Annotated in this window: 11 protein-coding genes; 3 read left to right on the forward strand and 8 right to left on the reverse strand. The window is 72.3% G+C overall.

The window, feature by feature from the left end; translation table 11 throughout:
- Positions 1 to 19: 19 nt before the first annotated feature.
- Complete coding sequence (locus ACIGO6_RS30565) at positions 20 to 1,708, reverse strand: extracellular solute-binding protein (protein ID WP_399882012.1); 1,689 nt, start codon at positions 1,706 to 1,708, stop codon at positions 20 to 22.
- Between the two features lie 390 nt (positions 1,709 to 2,098).
- Here ACIGO6_RS30565 and ACIGO6_RS30570 point away from each other — a divergent pair, with 390 nt between their 5' ends.
- On the forward strand, positions 2,099 to 4,966 hold the full coding sequence (locus ACIGO6_RS30570; RefSeq protein WP_399882014.1) for a glycoside hydrolase family 3 C-terminal domain-containing protein: 2,868 nt from the start codon (positions 2,099 to 2,101) through the stop codon (positions 4,964 to 4,966).
- Between the two features lie 234 nt (positions 4,967 to 5,200).
- Here ACIGO6_RS30570 and ACIGO6_RS30575 read toward each other — a convergent pair whose 3' ends face one another.
- The 3 genes from ACIGO6_RS30575 to ACIGO6_RS30585 all read right to left on the reverse strand — a co-directional run bounded on the left by ACIGO6_RS30575 (position 5,201) and on the right by ACIGO6_RS30585 (position 11,180).
- Complete coding sequence (locus ACIGO6_RS30575; protein ID WP_399882016.1) at positions 5,201 to 6,646, reverse strand: aldehyde dehydrogenase family protein; 1,446 nt, start codon at positions 6,644 to 6,646, stop codon at positions 5,201 to 5,203.
- A gap of 296 nt (positions 6,647 to 6,942) precedes the next feature.
- A complete protein-coding gene (locus ACIGO6_RS30580; protein WP_399882018.1) occupies positions 6,943 to 8,628 on the reverse strand; it encodes a PucR family transcriptional regulator in 1,686 nt (561 codons plus the stop codon).
- A 140-nt stretch (positions 8,629 to 8,768) separates the two neighbouring features.
- On the reverse strand, positions 8,769 to 11,180 hold the full coding sequence (locus ACIGO6_RS30585) for an ATP/GTP-binding protein (protein WP_399882020.1): 2,412 nt from the start codon (positions 11,178 to 11,180) through the stop codon (positions 8,769 to 8,771).
- A gap of 358 nt (positions 11,181 to 11,538) precedes the next feature.
- On the opposite strand from ACIGO6_RS30585, the gene gabT reads away from it, so the two are divergent.
- Positions 11,539 to 12,873 carry a 4-aminobutyrate--2-oxoglutarate transaminase gene (gene gabT / locus ACIGO6_RS30590; protein WP_399882022.1) on the forward strand — a complete coding sequence of 445 codons (1,335 nt, stop codon included), beginning with the start codon at positions 11,539 to 11,541 and terminating at the stop codon, positions 12,871 to 12,873.
- Between the two features lie 475 nt (positions 12,874 to 13,348).
- Here gabT and ACIGO6_RS30595 read toward each other — a convergent pair whose 3' ends face one another.
- Complete coding sequence (locus ACIGO6_RS30595) at positions 13,349 to 14,146, reverse strand: tetratricopeptide repeat protein (RefSeq protein WP_399882024.1); 798 nt, start codon at positions 14,144 to 14,146, stop codon at positions 13,349 to 13,351.
- A 44-nt stretch (positions 14,147 to 14,190) separates the two neighbouring features.
- Between ACIGO6_RS30595 and ACIGO6_RS30600 the strand changes: the two genes are divergently transcribed.
- Positions 14,191 to 14,880 carry a phosphatase PAP2 family protein gene (locus ACIGO6_RS30600; RefSeq protein WP_399882026.1) on the forward strand — a complete coding sequence of 230 codons (690 nt, stop codon included), beginning with the start codon at positions 14,191 to 14,193 and terminating at the stop codon, positions 14,878 to 14,880.
- Here the strand turns inward: ACIGO6_RS30600 and ACIGO6_RS30605 are convergent.
- From ACIGO6_RS30605 to ACIGO6_RS30615, 3 genes are all read right to left on the reverse strand, one after another.
- Entirely contained in the window at positions 14,819 to 16,630 is a 1,812-nt protein-coding gene (locus tag ACIGO6_RS30605) for a chitinase (protein WP_399882028.1), read from the reverse strand. The genes ACIGO6_RS30600 and ACIGO6_RS30605 overlap by 62 nt on opposite strands.
- A gap of 87 nt (positions 16,631 to 16,717) precedes the next feature.
- The gene (locus ACIGO6_RS30610) at positions 16,718 to 17,176 is read right to left on the reverse strand and encodes a hypothetical protein (protein ID WP_399882030.1); all 459 of its coding nucleotides are present in this window, start codon (positions 17,174 to 17,176) and stop codon (positions 16,718 to 16,720) included.
- A 120-nt stretch (positions 17,177 to 17,296) separates the two neighbouring features.
- Positions 17,297 to 18,724, reverse strand: coding sequence for an NAD(P)/FAD-dependent oxidoreductase (locus ACIGO6_RS30615; RefSeq protein WP_399882032.1), 1,428 nt, complete (start codon positions 18,722 to 18,724; stop codon positions 17,297 to 17,299).
- Positions 18,725 to 18,744 lie beyond the last annotated feature (20 nt).

The following is an 18,744-nucleotide window of genomic DNA, read 5'->3' on the forward strand; positions in this document are numbered from 1 at the left end:
CTCCTTGCCTCGGTACCGGTCAGTTCGCCGCCGTGCCGTTCTCGTCGAGCAGCTTCTTGTACCAGTCGCGCAGTTCGTCGCCGCCCTTGCTCTTCCAGTCGGAGACGGCCTGCTGCATGTCGCTGATCTTCTTGCGGCCGCGGACGATGTCGTCCTCCAGCTGCTCGAAGTCGTTGGAGAGGTTGGTGTAGCGGGCGGGCTCGACGATCTGCATGCCGTAGAACGTGGGCTTCTTGGTGAAGGCGCCCATCCGCTGCTGCCACTCGACCTGCCCCTTGGCGACCTCGGGGAAGTCGGGGTGGGCGATGGTCGCCGCGGGGCTCGCCACCATGACGAAGGCGTTCATCACGTCGATGTTGCCCTGGTCGGTCTTGGTGGGCACGCCGTCCTTGACGGTGTAGTGGGTGCCCTCGACGCCGTAGTTGGTGGCCATGTACTCCTTGGTGCCGTACGGCGCGGCGGTGACGTTGGCGACGGCCAGCACGTCGCGGATCACGGACTCGGACGCCTTCTTGTTGACGAAGGCGAAGATGCTGGCCGGGTTCTGCGCCCACAGCGTGGGGTCGCCGCCGTCGTGCCCGAAGAAGTCCATGCCCCAGATCTTGAACTCGGGATTCTGGGTGGCCTGTTCCGCGGTGCGGCTCCACCACTGGGAGATGTCCTGGTTGTAGACGAGGAACTCGCCGGCGGCGAACTTGGGCCCGGGGTCGGTGGCGTTGCTCTTGCCGAGCTTGGCGTCGGGGTGCACGACCCCGGCGGCGAACAGCTTGCGCGTCCACTCCAGCGCCTCGAGGTACTCGTCGGTCTCGGCGCGGTAGATCAGCTTGCCGTCGACCTGGTTCCAGCCGAGCGACTTCTCGTTGCCGGAAAGCACACCGAAGGCGTTGAAGGCGGTCCACTTCATGTCCAGGCAGGCCCAGCGCTTGGCCTTCGCGTTGGTGGCGTCCTTGGCCAGCGCCATGAACTCGTCGCAGGACCGGGGGACTTCGTAGCCCTCCTTCTCGAAGACGTCCTGCCGGTACAGCGGCACGATGCCGGACACGTACGAGGACGGCATCGGGAGGCCGAGCAGCTTGCCGCCGAAGATGGACCGCTGCCAGGCGTCGGTGGGGATCGCGGCGAGGTTCGGGTACTCCTTGACCGCGTCGCCGGAGAGGTACGGGCCGAGGTCGGCGAACTTGCCGATGATGGCGCTGGGTATCTTGCCGGTCATGTTCCAGCCGGGCACGACCACCACGTCGGGCACCTCGCTGGAGGCGAGGACCGCGCCGAGCTTCTGGTCGTAGGTGTTGCCGTCCTGGTTCTGCCAGACCACGTCGACGCCGATGAGGTCGTTCATCGCCTTGTAGTAGGCGTTGTCCGCCTTGGGCGGGGACCCCCAGAACGGCGACATGACGGTGACCCGGCCGCCCTTGCCGAGCTTCTTCGGCACCGAGGTCTTCAGGTCCGCGAGGTCGAGCTTGCTGGTGAAACCGACCGCGGAGCCGTTCTTGCTCGGAATGTCGGGGGTGACCACGTTGCTGGCCACGTACGCCGGCAGCAGCTTCTTGGCGTCCTTGCCGGACGTGGTGCCGTCGCGCGAGCCGCCGTCGGACCCCCCGCCGCAGGCGGAGAGCAGCGGCATCCCTCCGGCCACCGCTGCGGTGGCGACCGCCGTGGAGGCGAGGAACTTTCTCCGGCTCGGGGCGGAGGCGGCGTTCGGCGTCATTGCGTCAACCCTTCGTGGCGCACCAGGACACCCGGCGGTGGCCGTCGGCTGCGGTGTCTCGAGTGGAACTGGCTGAGCTGAAGCGGTCCTCGGAGGAATGCCCGGCTTCCGTCGCACCTGGAGGTGCACTTCCGGGTGGGAGCCTCGTAGTCGAAGCGCTTCGATGTTGCTGCGAGGTTAAGTGAACGCCTGGGGGTGCACAAGAGTCGATTCCAGAATTCCTCCGAGGTATCCCGGGAGAAGCTCGCCCGAACCCGCTCATGTGACGCCTGGGTTGGGATGAGAAGTCGGAGGTGATGCGCCCAAGTGCCTTGACACCCACCCCTGTATGGAATGAGCATCGAAGCGCTTCGAAAGCGCCTCGCCGCTCCATCGCAAGGGGAACTCCACGTGACCGCACCCACGCCGCCCACGCCGCCTTTCCGCGATCCGCACCTGCCGTTCGCGAAGCGCGTCGACGACCTGATGTCGCGGCTCACGCTCGACGAGAAGACGGCGTTCCTGCACCAGTTCGCCCCGGCCGTCGAGCGGCTCGGCATCGCCGCCTTCCGCACCGGCCAGGAGGCCCTGCACGGCGTGGCCTGGATGGGCCCGGCGACCGTGTTCCCGCAGGCCGTGGGGATCGGCGCCACCTGGAACGAGGACCTCGTACGCCGGATCGGCGAGGCCGTGTCCAAGGAGGCCCGGGCGATGCGCGCCCGCGACGAGCGCGTCGGCCTCAACGTCTGGTCCCCGACCGTGAACCTGCTGCGCCACCCCCTGTGGGGCCGGGGCGAGGAGGGCTACTCCGAGGACCCGAAGCTCACCTCGGCCATCGCCACCGCCTACACCCGCGGCCTGCGCGGCGAGCATCCGACGTACTGGCGCACCGCGCCCGTCCTCAAGCACTGGCTGGCGCACAACAACGAGACCGACCGGGACACGGCCTCGTCGTCCGTCCGCCCGCGGGTCCTGCACGAGTACGACCTGCGCGCCTTCCGCGAGACGGTCGAGGCGGGTGCGGTGGCCGGGGTGATGCCGGCGTACAACCTGGTCAACGGCCGTCCGAACCACGTCTCCCCGTATCTGCGGGAGCAGCTGCGCACCTGGACCGAGGACGACCTCCTGGTCTGCTCGGACGCGGGCGCACCCTCCAACCTGGTCGACTCCGAGCACTACTTCGACACCCACGAGGAGGCGACGGCCGCCGCGCTGCGGGCCGGGGTGGACAGCTTCACCGACCACGGCACGGACTCCTCGAAGATCGTCGCGCGGGTGCGGGGCGCGCTGGAGCAGGGCCTGCTGACCGAGGCCGACATCGACGAGGCCGTGCGCCGGCAGCTGTCGGTCCGCTTCCGGCTCGGCGAGTTCGACCCGGAGCACGACCCGTACGCGGACACGACGGACTTCGACACCCCGGCCCACCGCGAGCTCGCGCGGGAGGCGGCCGAGCAGGCGGTCGTCCTGCTCAAGAACGACGGCGTGCTGCCGCTGGCCCCCGACACCCGCGTCGCGGTCGTCGGCCTGCTCGCCGACGAGTGCAAGCTCGACTGGTACAGCGGCACGCTGATCCACCGCTCCACTCCGCTGGAGGGCCTGTACGAGCGGTTCGGCGCCGAGCGGGTGAGCTTCGCGGAGGGCGTGGACCGCATCCGGCTGCGGACCGCGGCCGGTACGTTCCTGCACGTGCCCCCGTCGGACGACTCCCCCTCCGCCGACGAGGCGCGCGGCGCCGAGGGCGCCCTCGACCCGGCCCTGCTCGCCGGCCGCACCGACCTGCCGCCGCTGACCACCGACGCCACCGGCACCGAACTCGCCCTCGTCGACTGGGGCGAGGGCGTCCTCACGCTGCGCGCGCCCGACGGGCGGTATCTGTCGGTCGCCGAGGACGGCTTCGTCCGGGCCTCCGCCGACCAGCCCGGCGGCTGGGTGGTGCAGGAGACGTTCCGTCTGGAACCGCACGGCAGCGGGCACCTCCTCCGGCACACGGGGACGGGTCGTCCTGTCTGTGTCGCCGCCGACGGCGTGAAGGTTGCCGCCCCGGGCCCCTCGTCCGGCGACGAGACGCCCGAGGTCTTCGAGCTGGTCGTCGCCGAGCGCGGCGAGGACGCGGTGACGCGGGTCGCGGCGGAGGCGGACGTGGTCGTGGTGGTGGCGGGCAACGACCCGCACATCAACGGCCGGGAGACCGAGGACCGTACGACGCTGCGGCTCCCCGCCCACCAGGGACGGCTGCTGCGCGCGGCCCGCGCCGCCAACCCGAACACGGTGCTGACGCTGGTCTCCGCGTATCCGTACGCGGTGGACGCCCGGCCGCTCCCGGCGGTGCTGTGGACCGCGCACGGCGGCCAGGCGGCCGGCACCGCGCTGGCCCGGGTCCTCGCCGGCGACGTCTCCCCCGCCGGGCGGCTCCCGCAGACCTGGTACGCCGACGACGCCGACCTGCCCGATCTGCTCGACTACGACGTGATCGGCGGTCGCCAGACCTACCTGTACTTCGAGGGGACGCCGCTGTTCCCGTTCGGCCACGGCCTGTCGTACGCGTCGTTCCGGTACGCGGACCTGGCCGTGCGGGAGGGGGACGGGAAGGTCGCCGTGTCCTTCACCGTCACCAACACGGGGGACGTCGCCGCGGACGAGGTCGCCCAGCTGTACGTCCGTGCCGAGGACCCGTCGGTCCCCCGCCCGCGCCGCGAGCTGATGGCCCACCGCCGGCTCACCCTCGCCCCGGACGCCACGGCGGAGGTGGACTTCGAAGTCCCGCTGTCCGCGCTGGCGTTCTGGGACGTGGCACACGACCGCCTGCGGCTGGAGCCGGGCGCGTACGCCCTGCTGGTGGGGGCCTCCAGCGAGGACGTACGCCTGTCGACGACCGTGCTCCTCGACGGCGAGCCCGCCGCGCCGCGCACGGTCCTCGAACGCGGCCTGGAGGCGGTCGACTTCGACGAGCAGAGCGGCACGGAGATCGTCGACCGGACGAAGGTCGCGGGCGACGCGGTGACGCCGGCGGAGGGCAGGACGGGCGAACTGCTCTACCGCGCCTGCGACTTCGGATCCGGAGCCAGGGGGGTCACGGTGGCGGTGGCAGGCGGCGAGGGCACCGTGGAGATCGCCCTCGACGGCGGTCCGTCGGTGGCGGTGCTGTCACTCGAGACGGCCACGCCGGGACCGTACGACTACGTGGAACTCGGCGCCGCCCTGGCCGCCGAGGGCCTCCACGATCTCCGCATCAGGCTGCGCGGCTCTCTGCGGCTCGCGCACGTCGGCTTCTCCGGTTGAGGGTCCGGAGAACGCCGGCATGAGGAGGGGACCCGGCACCGGTACCTACGGGTGCCGGGCCCCCGACTTCCGAACCGTCGTCGTCATCGGCACGGATCGCGTGGGGCCTGTCCCACGCGGAGACAGCGGGCCGTCCCACCATCACCGATCACACGGTGAAGACCAACCCCGGTACATGCCGACGGCCCGAGCCCCCGCACAGTGGGCTCGGGCCGTCGGCCTTCTCGGGGTGGGTCAGAGGGCGAGGCCCGTCAGGACCAGCACCCGCTCGTAGGTGTAGTCGTCCATCGCGAACCTCACGCCCTCGCGGCCCACGCCGGACTGCTTGGCGCCGCCGTACGGCATCTGGTCGGCGCGGTAGGAGGGGACGTCGCCGATGACGACGCCGCCCACCTCGAGGGCGCGGTGGGCGCGGAAGGCGACCTGGAGGTCGTGGGTGAACACGCCCGCCTGGAGGCCGTACTTGGAGTCGTTGACGGCCGCGAACGCCTCGGCCTCGCCGTTCACCTTCTGCACGCTCAGGACGGGGCCGAAGACCTCCTCGCAGGCGAGGGTGGTGTCGGCCGGGAGGTCGGTGAGCACGGTCGGCGCGTACGTGGCGCCGTCGCGCTGACCGCCGGTCTGCAGGGTGGCGCCGGCGTCGACGGCCTCGCGTACCCACGCCTCGACGCGCTTGGCGGCGTCCTCGCTGACCAGCGGGCCGACGTCGGTCTTGTCGTCGTTCGGGTCGCCGGTGACCTGGGCCTCGACGGCGGCGACGACGCGGGGCAGGAGACGGTCGTACACCGCGGCGTCGGCGATCACGCGCTGCACGGAGATGCAGGACTGGCCGCCCTGGTAGTTGGAGAAGGTCGCGATGCGGGTCGCGGCCCAGTCCAGGTCCTCGTCGCTCGCCCAGTCGCCGAGGACGACGGCCGCGCCGTTGCCGCCCAGCTCCAGGGTGCAGTGCTTGCGCGGCACCGAGTCCATGATCGCGTAGCCGACCGTCTCGGAACCGGTGAAGGAGATGACCGGCAGCCGCTCGTCCTGGACGAGGGCGGGCATCTTGTCGTTGGGCACCGGGAGGATGCTCCAGGAGCCGGCGGGCAGCTCGGTCTCGGCGAGCAGTTCGCCGAGGATCAGGCCGGAGAGGGGGGTGGCGGGCGCCGGCTTCAGGATGATCGGGGCACCGGCGGCGATCGCGGGGGCGATCTTGTGGGCGCACAGGTTCAGCGGGAAGTTGAACGGCGCGATGCCGAGGACGACACCCTTGGGGAAGCGGCGGGTGAGGGCGAGCCGGCCCTGGCCGCCGGCGTCGGTGTCCAGGCGCTGGGCCTCGCCGCCGTTGAAGCGGCGGGCCTCCTCGGCCGCGAAGCGGAAGACGGACACCGCGCGGCCGACCTCGCCGCGGGCCCACTTGATCGGCTTGCCGTTCTCCGCGGAGATCAGGCGGGCGATCTCCTCGGTCCGCTCGGCCAGCCGGCGGCTGACGTGGTCCAGAGCGGCGGCGCGGGTGTGGGCGGGGGTGGCGGCGAACTCGTCCCGTACGGCGTACGCGGCGGCCACGGCCTCCTCGACCTGGGCGTCGGTCGGCACGCTCACCGTGCCGACCTTGCTGCCGTCCCAGGGGGACGTGACGTCGAAGCCGGCCTCGCCGGTGGCCTGGCGGCCGGCGAGCCAGAAGGCGTGGGTGGAAGTCATTGTGGAGTCCCGGCCCTTCCGCGTTGGGGGGTGTGTGCGTGTGCGGGGTTGCGGGTCCACGGTAGGGCGGGGCGGGGCGGGTGACGTTTGTCCGAGTCGTAGTGGTGAGGGTGAGGGATTCGACGCGGTGGCCATGTACGGGTGCGCCGGCGGCGAGCCGGTGGGTTTTCGCCCCCGCCGCCCCTTCCCGTCCCGTCCCTGGGGGCTGCGCCCCCAGACCCCCCTTCGGCCTTCGGCCTTGTCCTCGAACGCCGGACGGGCTGGATTGCCGGACCGGCGTCGGAAAGCGGAGCCGGCTATTCGGCCGACGTCGCCTTCAACGCCAGCCACAGCTCCATCCGTACGTCCGGGTCGTCCAGGGAGCGGCCGAGGATCTCCTCGACCCGGCGCATGCGGTAGCGCAGGGTGTGGCGGTGGACGCCGAGGTCGGCCGCTGCCGCGTCCCACTGGCCGTGGCGGGAGAGCCAGGCGCGCAGGGAGGCCACCAGGTCGCCCCGGCCGGTGGCGTCGTGGTCGCGCAGCGCCCGCAGCAGGCCGTCGGCGAAGGCGCGTACCGCGTCGTCGGCGAGGAGGGGGAGGACCGACCCGGCCGCCAGCTGTTCGTGCTCCACGCAGACGCGTCCGCGGCGGCGCGCCACCGAAAGGGCCTGTTCGGCCTGTTTGTAGGCGGCGGACGCGGCGATGGGTCCGGACGGGGCGGACAGGCCGACGACCAGTCCCTCCTCTTCGCCGCCCGCTATCGGCTCCGGTGCCGGGCGGCCGGCCTCCAGCGCGGCCGCGTACTCGACGCAGGCGGCCACGGCCGCGCCCTGGTCGGTGGCCAGCACCACCAGCCGCTCACCCTCGGGGACGACGAGCACCGCCTCGCCGGAGCGAGCCGCGGCCGACTCCACGACCTCGGCGAGCGCGCCGAGCGGGTCGCCGCCGGCGTCGGCGGCGGCCAGGGCGGCGGCGGACGGCTTGGTCGTGGCGGCGGGTACGCGCGCGTGGGCGCCGGCGTGCGCCCGCGCGGCGGACGCCGACGCGGACTCGGCGACGATCATCCGGAAGGGCGCGTCCAGCAGGCCCCCGTACAGGTCCCCGGCGACCGCGCGCGCGTGGTCCGGCTCGCCGGCCAGCAGCATGCGCAGCACGGCCGCGTCGATGCGCTGGCCCGCCGCGTGCAGGGAGCGCGAGCGTTCCGTGGTGAGGGTCAGGAGGGCGATGGCGGAGTGGACGGCGTAGCGCTCGGCGGTGCCGAGGGCCGCGGCCGTGCCGACGGCGAGGGCGGAGCGGGGCCGGCGGGAGGTGCCGAGGGAGTGGAGCTCGACGCGGTCGGCGTTCTCTGGGTGGTCCGGGCTCTCGGCGCCGCCGACGACGGAGGAGGCCGGGGCGGGGCGCTCGCGCAGGCGCTGCACGTCGGCCGTGAGGCGCGCGGCCCTGCGGCCGGCCCACTCGGGTGCCGCGGCGACGACGGCGCCCGAGGCGTCGTACAGCGCCGCCCAGCCGTCGACCTGCGTGGCGAGTGCGGCCAGCAGCCCTTCGGGGCCGTCGGTGAGCGCCTTCCTGGTCAGCTCGCGCTGGGCCGCGAACCCGGCCGTGACCGCCCGGTACTGGTCGGCGGCGATCGCGGCGGAGACGGCCTTGCTGATGGCGAGGAACGGGGTGCGGCGCGGCACCTCCAGCAGCGGCAGGTCCTGCTGCCGGGCCGCCTCGACCAGCGCCTCGGGGATGGCGTCGTAGTTGACCCCCACGGCGAATCCCAGCCCGACCACCCCGGCGCCCGCCAGCCGCTTCACGTACCGGTGCATCGCCTCGGGGTCCTCGGCGTCCAGCTTGAGCGCGGTGATCAGGAGCAGTTCCCCGCCCTCCATGTAGGGCACGGGGTCGGCGAGCTCGCTGACGTGTGCCCAGCGCACCGGCACGTCGAGGCGGTCCTCGCCCGCGCGCACGGTCAGCTTCAGCGCGGAGTGGTGGACGAGCGAGGCGAGCGTGGGGGGCATGGGGGCCTGGGCCTTCGGGTCTGCGTCGGGGGCGGAAACGGGCGTACGGTGAGACGTCTGTGATCTTTTGGCCGCCACGTATGAACGACCTGTGTCGATTCTGCCTCACCGTACGGTCCCGGGCTGCCTCGACCGGCATCTCACCCCCGCAGGTCCACCAGCAGCGGCGGCGCGTGCTCGCCCTCGACGGTCGTCAGCGACAGCACCGCGTGCCCCGGTGGCACCGCGTGCGCCAGTTCTGACGCCGACCACCGCTCCCGCTCGACCTGCCGCACGGTGACCGCGTCCGTGGTCACCGCCTTGCCCGTCAGCCGCTTGCGCAGCGCGTGGAGGAACCGCGTCATCGGCTGGTCGGCGAAGACCGTGTGCTTGGCGACCTCCGTCGTCTCCACCCACTCGGTGCCCCAGGTCTGCGCGAACCGGTTGCCGTCCCAGGTGGTGACACCGGAGAACGCCATACGGCAGCCCACAGCGCCGTAGAGCGGACCGTGCAGCGCCTCGGGGACGTCACCGATGGTGCGCAGGGCGAGCAGCACGCCCGCGTTCTGGGACCGCAGCCGCTGGATGCGGCGCACCGACTCCGCAGTGACCGTGCCCGTGGCGTCGTCCAGAACCAGACAAGCGAAGTGGGCACGCTGGGTCTCCCGTACGACGGCGTGGAACTGTGCGAGGACCAGCCGGGCGATCAGCCGGCCGGCCTCCTCGTGCCCGCGCTCGGGCAGGTCGATCCGCACCCGCAGGGGGTGGTGGGCGACCGCACGCAGGGAAAACGGCCGGCCGGGACCACCCCCGCCGAAGAAGTCCGCGAACACCGGCCGGTTCAACAGCGCCAACCGGTCGGCCAGAGCCCGGCCCGCGTCGCCCGGCGTACCGGCCTGCCGGACCCGTGCGTCGAGTTCGCGGCGCATGACGTCGTTCCCGCTCGCGACGAGCGCCTCCCGCAGCGGGGTCAGCGTTCCCTCTTCGCCCTCCAGCAGCTCGCGCAGCTCCGGCAGGGTGGGGAAGCGCCCGCGCACCGCCCGGAAGGGACCGAGCAGCTGTGCCAGCGCGGTGGCGGCGCCCTGTGAACTGACCGTGTCGAGGTCGCCCATCAGCGCTTCGGCGAGGATCGCGGCCGCCTCGTCCGGATCGTCGGACTCGGCGTACGGGTCGAGGTCGTGCACCGAGGAGGGGTCACCGATCCGCACGATCACGTCGAAGGCATCGTCTGCGCCGAGCGGGCTCCCGGCGGCGGACACGGCGACGACGGCACAGCGTCCGGTGAGCGCCTGCAGCGCGAGAGTCTCGGTCACCGGCTCGACGAGGGAGCGGGTCTTGCCGGACCCGGAGGGGCCGACGGCAAGCAGCGAGGTGCCGAGCACGTCCGGGCCGAGGGCCGCCCCCGCGTCGTGGTACGGCTGGGGAGCACGCTCGGCCGCCACCCAGCGGCCGATGCGCACCTGACCGGCGAGCAGGTCGTGACGGGCGGTCCGGCGCGTCAGGTCCCGGGCGCCGGAGGGGTGCGTCCAGGCAGCGCCTCCCTGGCGCAGGACGGTGTCGCGGAAGGTGTTCAGCGTGGCGCTGCGCCGGGCGACAGTGAAGGCGTGCTCGACGCGGGTGCAGTCGACGTCGTTCACACGCCCCCCGGTGACCTCGGCGGTGAGCAGGTCCGCGGCCTCGCCCTGGCCGGCATCGCGGAGTACGGGCCACTGGGAGCGGGGGCGGACGGGCACGGTCCCACTGGCGGGGGTGCCCGCCGGGCGGGGGGCGAGCAGCTCCTTCGCGTACGGCAGCCAGGCACCAAGGCGGGCGAACGGCCACACCACGAGCAGCGTGACGACCGTGTACAGCATGTTCGTGAACAAGGGGGAGGCCATCAGCTCATAGCTGTCCGTGATCAGCACGGTCAGAGAGAGCAGCGGATCGACGACCGGTACCGGGGACCATCCGGCGCCCGGGAAGGCGTCGGGGAAGACGAAAGCGAGAGCGACGAGAGTGAGGCCGGCGGAGACCAGGACCTGAGCCGGCCGGGACATGCTGTTCATGTAGTGGCGGACGATGGCCCGCCAGCTGCCGAGCACGCCGACCGCGAGGACGAGCGCGGCGAAGAAGACGCCGTCGGCGAGCATCAACGCGTGCTCCGCGGGTCGCCCCACGGTCCAGCCCTCGACGGGCTTGGGTGCCAGCGAGAGCTGATACCACCAGTCGTCCGGGGTGAACATCCGCAGGATGGTGCTCTTGTACGGGAAGTAGCCGCTGCTCCAGAGAGACCACACCCCGAGCGCCAGGGCGAGTGGGATCAGCATGCCGGCGACGGTCACCGGAGCAAGGCGTTCCGGGATCTCCTTCGGACGGTGGCCGTACCGCCAGATCCCGGGCCGGGCGGCCGGCCTCGCCTCATCGAGCCAGGCGGCGACGGTGGACGGGGACCGGGGAGCCTGCTCGGGTGCGGGTGGTGTCCCCGGCGCCCGGCTCGGTCGTGGGGGCGCCGTCGGTACGTCCGGTGGGCCCGCCGGGCGTGGTACGGGATTCGCATGCGTGCCCCGCGCGTCCTGGGTACCGTCGCTGTTCATCGCCCTTGCCCCCTGAGCTGCCGCTCCATCCGCCATCAGCGAATCAATCTAACGCCCTGACAGAAGGAGTCCACCGCTTACATGGCCGAGGCCAGCCGAGGTGGGCTTCACCCAGCCACGCTTGCGGGGCGCCGCTGCGCCCACCCTCCCAACACTCTCGGCTTCACACTCTCGGCTTCGCTCGAGCAGGGGGACCCCCATCGCCCCAGCGGCCGGTCTACCCGCAACTGGGTTATGTCCACCACGGACAAGCCGGGCGTTCGGACAACGCCCACATGGAGCATGCCCACCCCCCGCTCTCCGCCCTAGCCTGCGAGAAAAGAAACGCACGTGTCCGAAACACCCCCAGGAGCCCCCCATGACCGCACTTGAGCAGGAGCGCCGCGTCGTCACCGCCATCCCCGGCCCGAAGTCGCTGGAGCTGCAGGCCCGCCGCGCCGCCGTGGTCGCGCAGGGTGTGGGGTCCGTGCTGCCGGTCTTCACCGCGCGCGCGGGCGGCGGCATCATCGAGGACGTCGACGGCAACCGGCTGATCGACTTCGGCTCCGGCATCGCCGTGACCTCCGTCGGCGCCTCCGCCGAGGCCGTCGTACGCAAGGCCTCCGCGCAGCTCGCCGACTTCACCCACACCTGCTTCATGGTGACGCCGTACGAGGGCTACGTGGCCGTCGCCGAGGCACTGGCCGAGCTGACGCCGGGCGACCACGCCAAGAAGTCGGCCCTGTTCAACAGCGGTGCCGAGGCCGTCGAGAACGCCGTCAAGATCGCGCGTGCGTACACCAAGCGGCAGGCCGTGGTCGTGTTCGACCACGGCTACCACGGCCGCACCAACCTCACCATGGCGCTGACCGCGAAGAACATGCCGTACAAGCACGGCTTCGGTCCGTTCGCGCCCGAGGTGTACCGCGTGCCGGTCGCCTACGGCTACCGCTGGCCGACCGGTGCCGAGAACGCCGGCCCGGAGGCCGCCGCCCAGGCGATCGACCAGATCACCAAGCAGGTCGGCGCCGACAACGTGGCCGCGATCATCATCGAGCCGGTGCTCGGCGAGGGCGGCTTCATCGAGCCGGCCAAGGGCTTCCTGCCGGCGATCGTGAAGTTCGCCAACGACAACGGCATCGTCTTCGTCGCCGACGAGATCCAGTCCGGCTTCTGCCGCACCGGTCAGTGGTTCGCCTGCGAGGACGAGGGCATCGTCCCGGACCTGATCACGACGGCCAAGGGCATCGCGGGCGGTCTGCCGCTCGCCGCCGTCACCGGCCGCGCCGAGATCATGGACGCCGCGCACTCCGGCGGCCTCGGCGGCACCTACGGCGGCAACCCGGTGGCCTGCGCGGGCGCGCTCGGTGCCATCGAGACGATGAAGGAGCTCGACCTCAACGCCAAGGCGAAGAACATCGAGGCGATCATGAAGTCGCGCCTCACCGCCATGGCCGAGAAGTTCGACGTCATCGGCGACGTCCGGGGCCGCGGCGCGATGATCGCCATCGAGCTGGTCAAGGACCGCGCCACCAAGGAGCCGAACCCGGAGGCGACCGCCGCGCTGGCCAAGGCCTGCCACCAGGAGGGCCTGCTGGTCCTGACCTGTGGCACCTACGGCAACGTGCTGCGCTTCCTGCCCCCGCTGGTGATCGGCGAGGACCTGCTGAACGAGGGCCTCGACATCATCGAGCAGGCGTTCGCCCGCATCTGAGCGAGCCCTCTTGGGCCGGTGCCGGGCGGGCGCCAGGCGGGCGCCGCGCGAGCACGTGCGCGAGCACCCGAACGCGCATCTGAGCTGCGGTTCGCACGCCTGGCGCAGCGAACCGCAGAGCGTGTGAAGAACGTGTGCGGGGTGGATGGCAGGACGCCGATGTGCCTGTCCTCGGCCCACCCCCTGCCGTAGGTTCTACGCAGATGAGAGATACACCCGCTCACAGGGGACTGTGGGCGGATCTCAGGCCGAGGCCTCCCCAGCTTCGACCTGGTCGTGCCTCGCGCACACAGCCGGAACCCCTGGGTCCCGGAATCTCCTCACCGATCGGACGGTCGCCCGCCCCAAACCCCCCGGGGCGCGCGGCGTTCCGGTCAGGACGCCGCCTCGGCACCCGGGACGGCGCTTCACCGAAGGGCCGGCACACTCCCCCCCCTTGTGCCGGCCCTTCGGTGCGTTCGCGACAAGTGCTCCCTCAGGCCTCGCCCGTGACGCGGGCCAGCAGGGCACGGGCCTCACGGAAGCGCGGATGGTCCGGGTGCAGGCGCCGCTCGTAGTCGCCCAGCGCACGCCGCACGGTCGTCTCCGCCTCGGCCCGGCGTCCCAGACCGTACAGGGCCTCGGCGGTGACCAGGTCCAGGTGCCCGGCCGCGTGGGGCTGCGGCGGCGCACTCCGGCGGGCCTCGGCCAGCGCCTCCTCGTGGCGGCCCTGCCCGTTCAGGCTGCGCACCAGCGTGGCGTGCAGTACGGCGGCGGTGGGCTGCTCCGCCCGGGGCAGGTTGCCGCGGGCGATGGCCTCCGCCTCCTCGTGGCGTCCCTGCCCGCACAGCACGGCGGCCAGGTGCGTCAGGATGGTCACCTCCAGCCGCCACACCGGGGTGCGGTGGGCGATCCGGGTCAGCTCGCTCAGGATGGCGAGCGCCTCGGTCTCCGCCTCCGCGTACCGTCGCAGGCCGGACAGGGCGGCCACGCGGTTGCCGCGGGCGATCAGCCGCAGGAACCGCGCGTTGAGGTCGACCGGCTCCAGTTCCGCGATCAGCGTTTCCAGTTCGTCCAGCACCTCGGCCCCGCGACCGTGCATCACGGCCGTTCCCGTCGCCAGTACCCTCGCCTCCCAGTGCGGCGGACGCCTGCGCCAGGGCCGCCGCGGGAGCGCCGCCAGGGCGCGTGCCTCGGCCTCGACCTCCTCGTACCGGCCCTCGGCGGACATGGCCCGCAGCCGTGCGAAGGTCTCTCCCCAGTCGCTGTCCCGCGCCGTTCGTATGGTCGCCACGGGCGGAGAGACTACGGGACGGCGGGCCTGCGAAGCTGGGCGTCATGCCGGTCACCGCCCCTCTTCGCGCACTGTCCGCCCTCGTCGGGCTTCCCCTGCTCCTCTTCGCGCTGATCACCTGGCAGGTCGTCTCCGACGGCCCGCTGATCGGGGTGGACGAGCGGCTGAGCGGCGCCCTCGTCCACCCCGACCGGCTCTCCGAGTTGCTGGCCGACCTCGGCAACGTGCAGGTGGCCGTGCCCGTCCTCGCGCTCGCCCTGGTGTTCACCGCGTGGCACGGGCGCAGCGACGGTGTGGACCGCTGGTGGTTGCCGCCGCTCTCCGGGGCGCTGGCGATGGCCCTGGTGCCGGCGCTGGTCGTCCCGTTGAAGGAGTGGACCGACCGTCCCGGCACCCCGGCCGTACCTCCGGCCGTCGGCTACTACCCCTCCGGCCACACCGCGACCGCGGTGGTCGCGTACGGCGCGGCGGCGCTGCTGCTCCTCGGGGCGCTGCGCTCGCCGGCCGTGCGCCGTGTGCTCGTCGCGGGGTGCGTGGTGCTCGTCCTCGGCGCCTCGTACGGGCTGGTGCGCCGGGGCTACCACTGGCCGTTGGACGTGGTGGCCAGTTGGTGTCTGGGCGCGGTGCTGCTGGCCGGGGTCGCGCTGGTGGCCGGCCGCACCGCGCCGCCGGTCACCCGAAATACGCGTCGAAGTTCTTCTGGAACTCCCAGTTCGCGTAGCGGTCCCAGTTGATCGACCAGGTCATCAGGCCGCGCAGGGCGGGCCAGGTGCCGTGGGTCGTGTACGAGCCGCAGTCGGTCTTCTTGGTCAGGCAGTTCAGGGCCTTGTTCACCTCGGCCGGGGGGACGTGGCCGTTGCCCGCGTTGGTGGAGGCCGGCATGCCGATGGCGACCTGGTCCGGGCGCAGGGGCGGGAAGACGTTGGCCGCGTCGCCCGCGACCGGGAAGCCGGTGAGGAGCATGTCGGTCATGGCGATGTGGAAGTCGGCGCCGCCCATGGAGTGGTACTGGTTGTCGAGGCCCATGATCGGGCCGGAGTTGTAGTCCTGGACGTGCAGCAGGGTCAGGTCGTCGCGCAGGGCGTGGATCACCGGCAGGTACGCCCCCGCCCTCGGGTCCTGGCCGCCCCACCTGCCGGTGCCGTAGTACTGGTAACCGAGCTGGACGAAGAAGGTCTCCGGGGCCATCGTCAGCACGAAGTCGTCGCCGTACCGGGCCTTGAGGGTCTTCAGGGCCGAGATGAGGTTGACGATGACGGGGGTCTTCGGGTTCTTGAAGTCGGTGTCGTCGGCGTTCAGCGAGAGGGAGTGGCCCTCGAAGTCGATGTCGAGGCCGTCGAGGCCGTACTCGTCGATGATCTTCGAGACGGAGGAGACGAACGTGTCGCGGGCGGCGGTCGTGGTGAGCTGCACCTGGCCGTTCTGGCCGCCGATGGAGATCAGCACCTTCTTGCCGGCCGCCTGCTTGGCCTTGATCGCCGCCTTGAACTCGGCGTCGGACTCCACGTTCGGGCACTCCGTGACCGGGCAGCGCTCGAAGCGGATGTCGCCGGAGGTGACCGAGGTGGGCTCGCCGAAGGCCAGGTCGATGACGTCCCAGCTGTCGGGGACGTCGGCCAGGCGCGTGTAGCCGGAGCCGTTGGCGAAACTGGCGTGGAGGTAGCCGACCAGGGCGTGGGCCGGGAGGTCGGAGCCGCCGCCGTCCGAGCCCTCGGCGGTGGTCGCCGTGACCGTGGCCGACCGCGCGGACTCCCCCGCGTCGTTGACGGCCGCGACCTGAAAGGCGTACGCCGTCGAGGGGGCCAGGCCGGTGACGGTGGTGGACGTGCCGGTGACCGTGCGGACCTTGATGCCGTCGCGGTAGACGGCGTAGCCCGTCGCGCCCGGGACCGGCGACCAGGACAGGGCGACGCCGGAGGCGGTGACGGAGCCCGCCGTCAGACCGGTGGGCGGTGCCGGGGGTTGGCCCGTCTCGCCGCCGGGGCCGGTCAGCGAGATGTCGTCGGCGTGGTAGGCGCCGGTGCCGTACCAGCCGTGGGTGTAGAGGGTGACCCGGGTGGTGGAGGGGCCGGTGCGGAAGGTGGTCGTGAGCTGCTGCCAGTCGGGGGCGGACTGGGCCCAGGTGGAGACGTCGGTGGTGCCGGTGCCGCTCGCGCCGAGGTACACGTAGGCGCCGCGGACGTGCCCGGTCAGCGTGTACTGGGAGTCCGGTTTCACGGTCACCGTCTGCGCGCAGCGGGCGTTGTCGGCGCCCGCCGGGGTGGCCTTGAGGGCGGCCGTGCCGCTGTGGACGGGCGAGGTCACGGTCGTGCCCGCCGTACAGGTCCAGCCGTCGAGGCCGGACTCGAAGCCGCCGTTCCTCGCGAGGTCCGCGTCGGCCGCACGGGCGGCCGACGAGAGCGCGGTCGTGCCGGACGCGGCGAGTGCCGCGGCGGTGAGCAGCGTGACGAGGGGGCGACGCGCGAGCGGTCTGGAGCGTTCCACAAGTACCTCCGGACAGGGGGGAGATGAGGAGGGTGGAGCGCGCCCAACTTGGTCCAGACCAATTCTGTTGTCAACCCCTTGCGCACCTCACCCCCCGCCGTCCTCCACCGCGAGACCGGCCGCCGCCTCGTGCATCGCCAGTTCGAGGAGGGACGGATCGGTGAGGGTGCCGGTCCCGTCCGGCGGGATCAGCCAGCGGATGCCACCGGACGACGGGCCTGCGGGGTGCGGCACCACGATCCAGGTCCCGAGTCCGGCCGTCCGGACACCGGTGCCCAGCCAGCGGGCCGCGGTGCCGGGCGGCACGAAGAAGCCGGTGCGCGCGTCGCCGAAGTCGGCGAGCACCGGGCCGGGTTGGTCGAGGACGCGGGACAGTACGTCGAGGGTCGGACTGCCGAGCCGGCTCGGCAGGATGAGCACGTCCCAGGCCTTGCCCGCGGGCAGCAGGGCGACCTCCAGGGGGTTGCGCTCCCACTCCCGCCGGCAGGACTCGGGATCGGGTGCGACGGATGCCAGCCACGCGACCGCCGTCTTCGCACCAAGCATGAAGACCTCCCTTTCACTCGTGGACGCGGGGTGCGTCACGAGGGAGAGGGAGGTCTCCCGCCGGGCATTACGCGGTTTGCGGTGCCCCGTTCGGGTGAAGCAGGTCACACATGGCGGGGGCTAGCTGTCGAAGCCCAGCCCCAGCTTGTCCATCGTCCTCAGCCACAGGTTGCGCCGGCCGCCGTGCGCGTCCGCGCGGGCCAGCGACCACTTGGTGAGCGCGATGCCGGTCCAGGCGAAGGGCTCGGGCGGGAACGGCAGCGGCTTCCGACGGACCATCTCCAGTGCGGTGCGCTCGGTGCGCTCCCCCGACAGCAGGTCCAGCATCACCTCGGCACCGAACCGGGTGGCGCCCACCCCGAGGCCGGTGTACCCGGCCGCGTACGCCACCTTGCCCTGGTGGGCGGTGCCGAAGAACGCGGAGAAGCGGGAGCAGGTGTCGATCGCGCCGCCCCAGGCGTGCGTGAAGCGGACGCCCTCCAGCTGCGGGAAGCAGCCGAAGAAGTGCCCGGCGAGCTTGGCGTAGGTCTCCGGGCGGTCGTCGTACTCGGCGCGCACCCGGCCGCCGTAGGGGTAGACCGCGTCGTAGCCGCCCCACAGGATCCGGTTGTCGGCGGAGAGGCGGAAGTAGTGGAACTGGTTGGCGCTGTCGCCGAGGCCCTGACGGTTCTTCCAGCCGACCGAGGCGAGCTGCTCGGTGGTGAGCGGCTCGGTCATCAGGGCGTAGTCGTAGACCGGGACGGTGTACGAGCGCACGCGCTTGACCAGGTTCGGGAAGATGTTGGTGCCGAGCGCCACGGTGCGGGCGCGGACGCCGCCGTACGGGGTGCGTACGGCCATGCCGGCGCCGTACGGGCGCAGGGTGAGCGCCGGGGTGTGCTCGTAGACGCGGACGCCGAGGTCGAGGCAGGCGCGCTTGAGGCCCCAGGCGAGCTTGGCGGGGTGCACCATGGCCACGCCCCGGCGGTCGTACAGGCCGGCGCGGAAGGTCGGGGAGTCGACCTGTTCGCGTACCGCCTCGGCGTCCAGGTACTCGACGCCCTCCGCCAGGCCCTTGGCGCGGATCTCCTCGTACCAGTCCTTCAGCTCCCGGGCCTGGTACTCCTCCGTCGCGACGTCGATCTCGCCGGAGCGTTCGAACTCGCAGTCGAGGTCGTGGCGGGCGACCGCCTCCTCGATGGCGTCTAGGTTGCGGGTGCCCAGCTCCTCCAGCTTGTGGATCTCGTCGGGCCAGCGGGTGAGGCCGTTGGAGAGGCCGTGGGTGAGGGAGGCGGCGCAGAAGCCGCCGTTGCGGCCGGAGGCGGCCCAGCCCACCTCGCGGCCCTCCAGCAGCACCACGTCCCGCCCCGGGTCGCGCTCCTTGGCGATCAGCGCGGTCCACAGTCCGCTGTAGCCGCCGCCGACGACCAGCAGGTCGCAGGTCTCGGGGCCGGTGAGGGCGGGCTGCGGACGGGGACGGCCGGGGTCGTCCAGCCAGTACGGGACCGGCTGGGCGTCGGAAAGGGATTTCGTCCAGTCGTTGCTGCGGCTCATGGCGCTAGGGGCCATGATTTCAACTCCCTACGGAT

Origin of the sequence: Streptomyces sp. NPDC053750 (assembly GCF_044544295.1) — a bacterium.
In the GTDB taxonomy this organism is placed as follows: domain Bacteria; phylum Actinomycetota; class Actinomycetes; order Streptomycetales; family Streptomycetaceae; genus Streptomyces.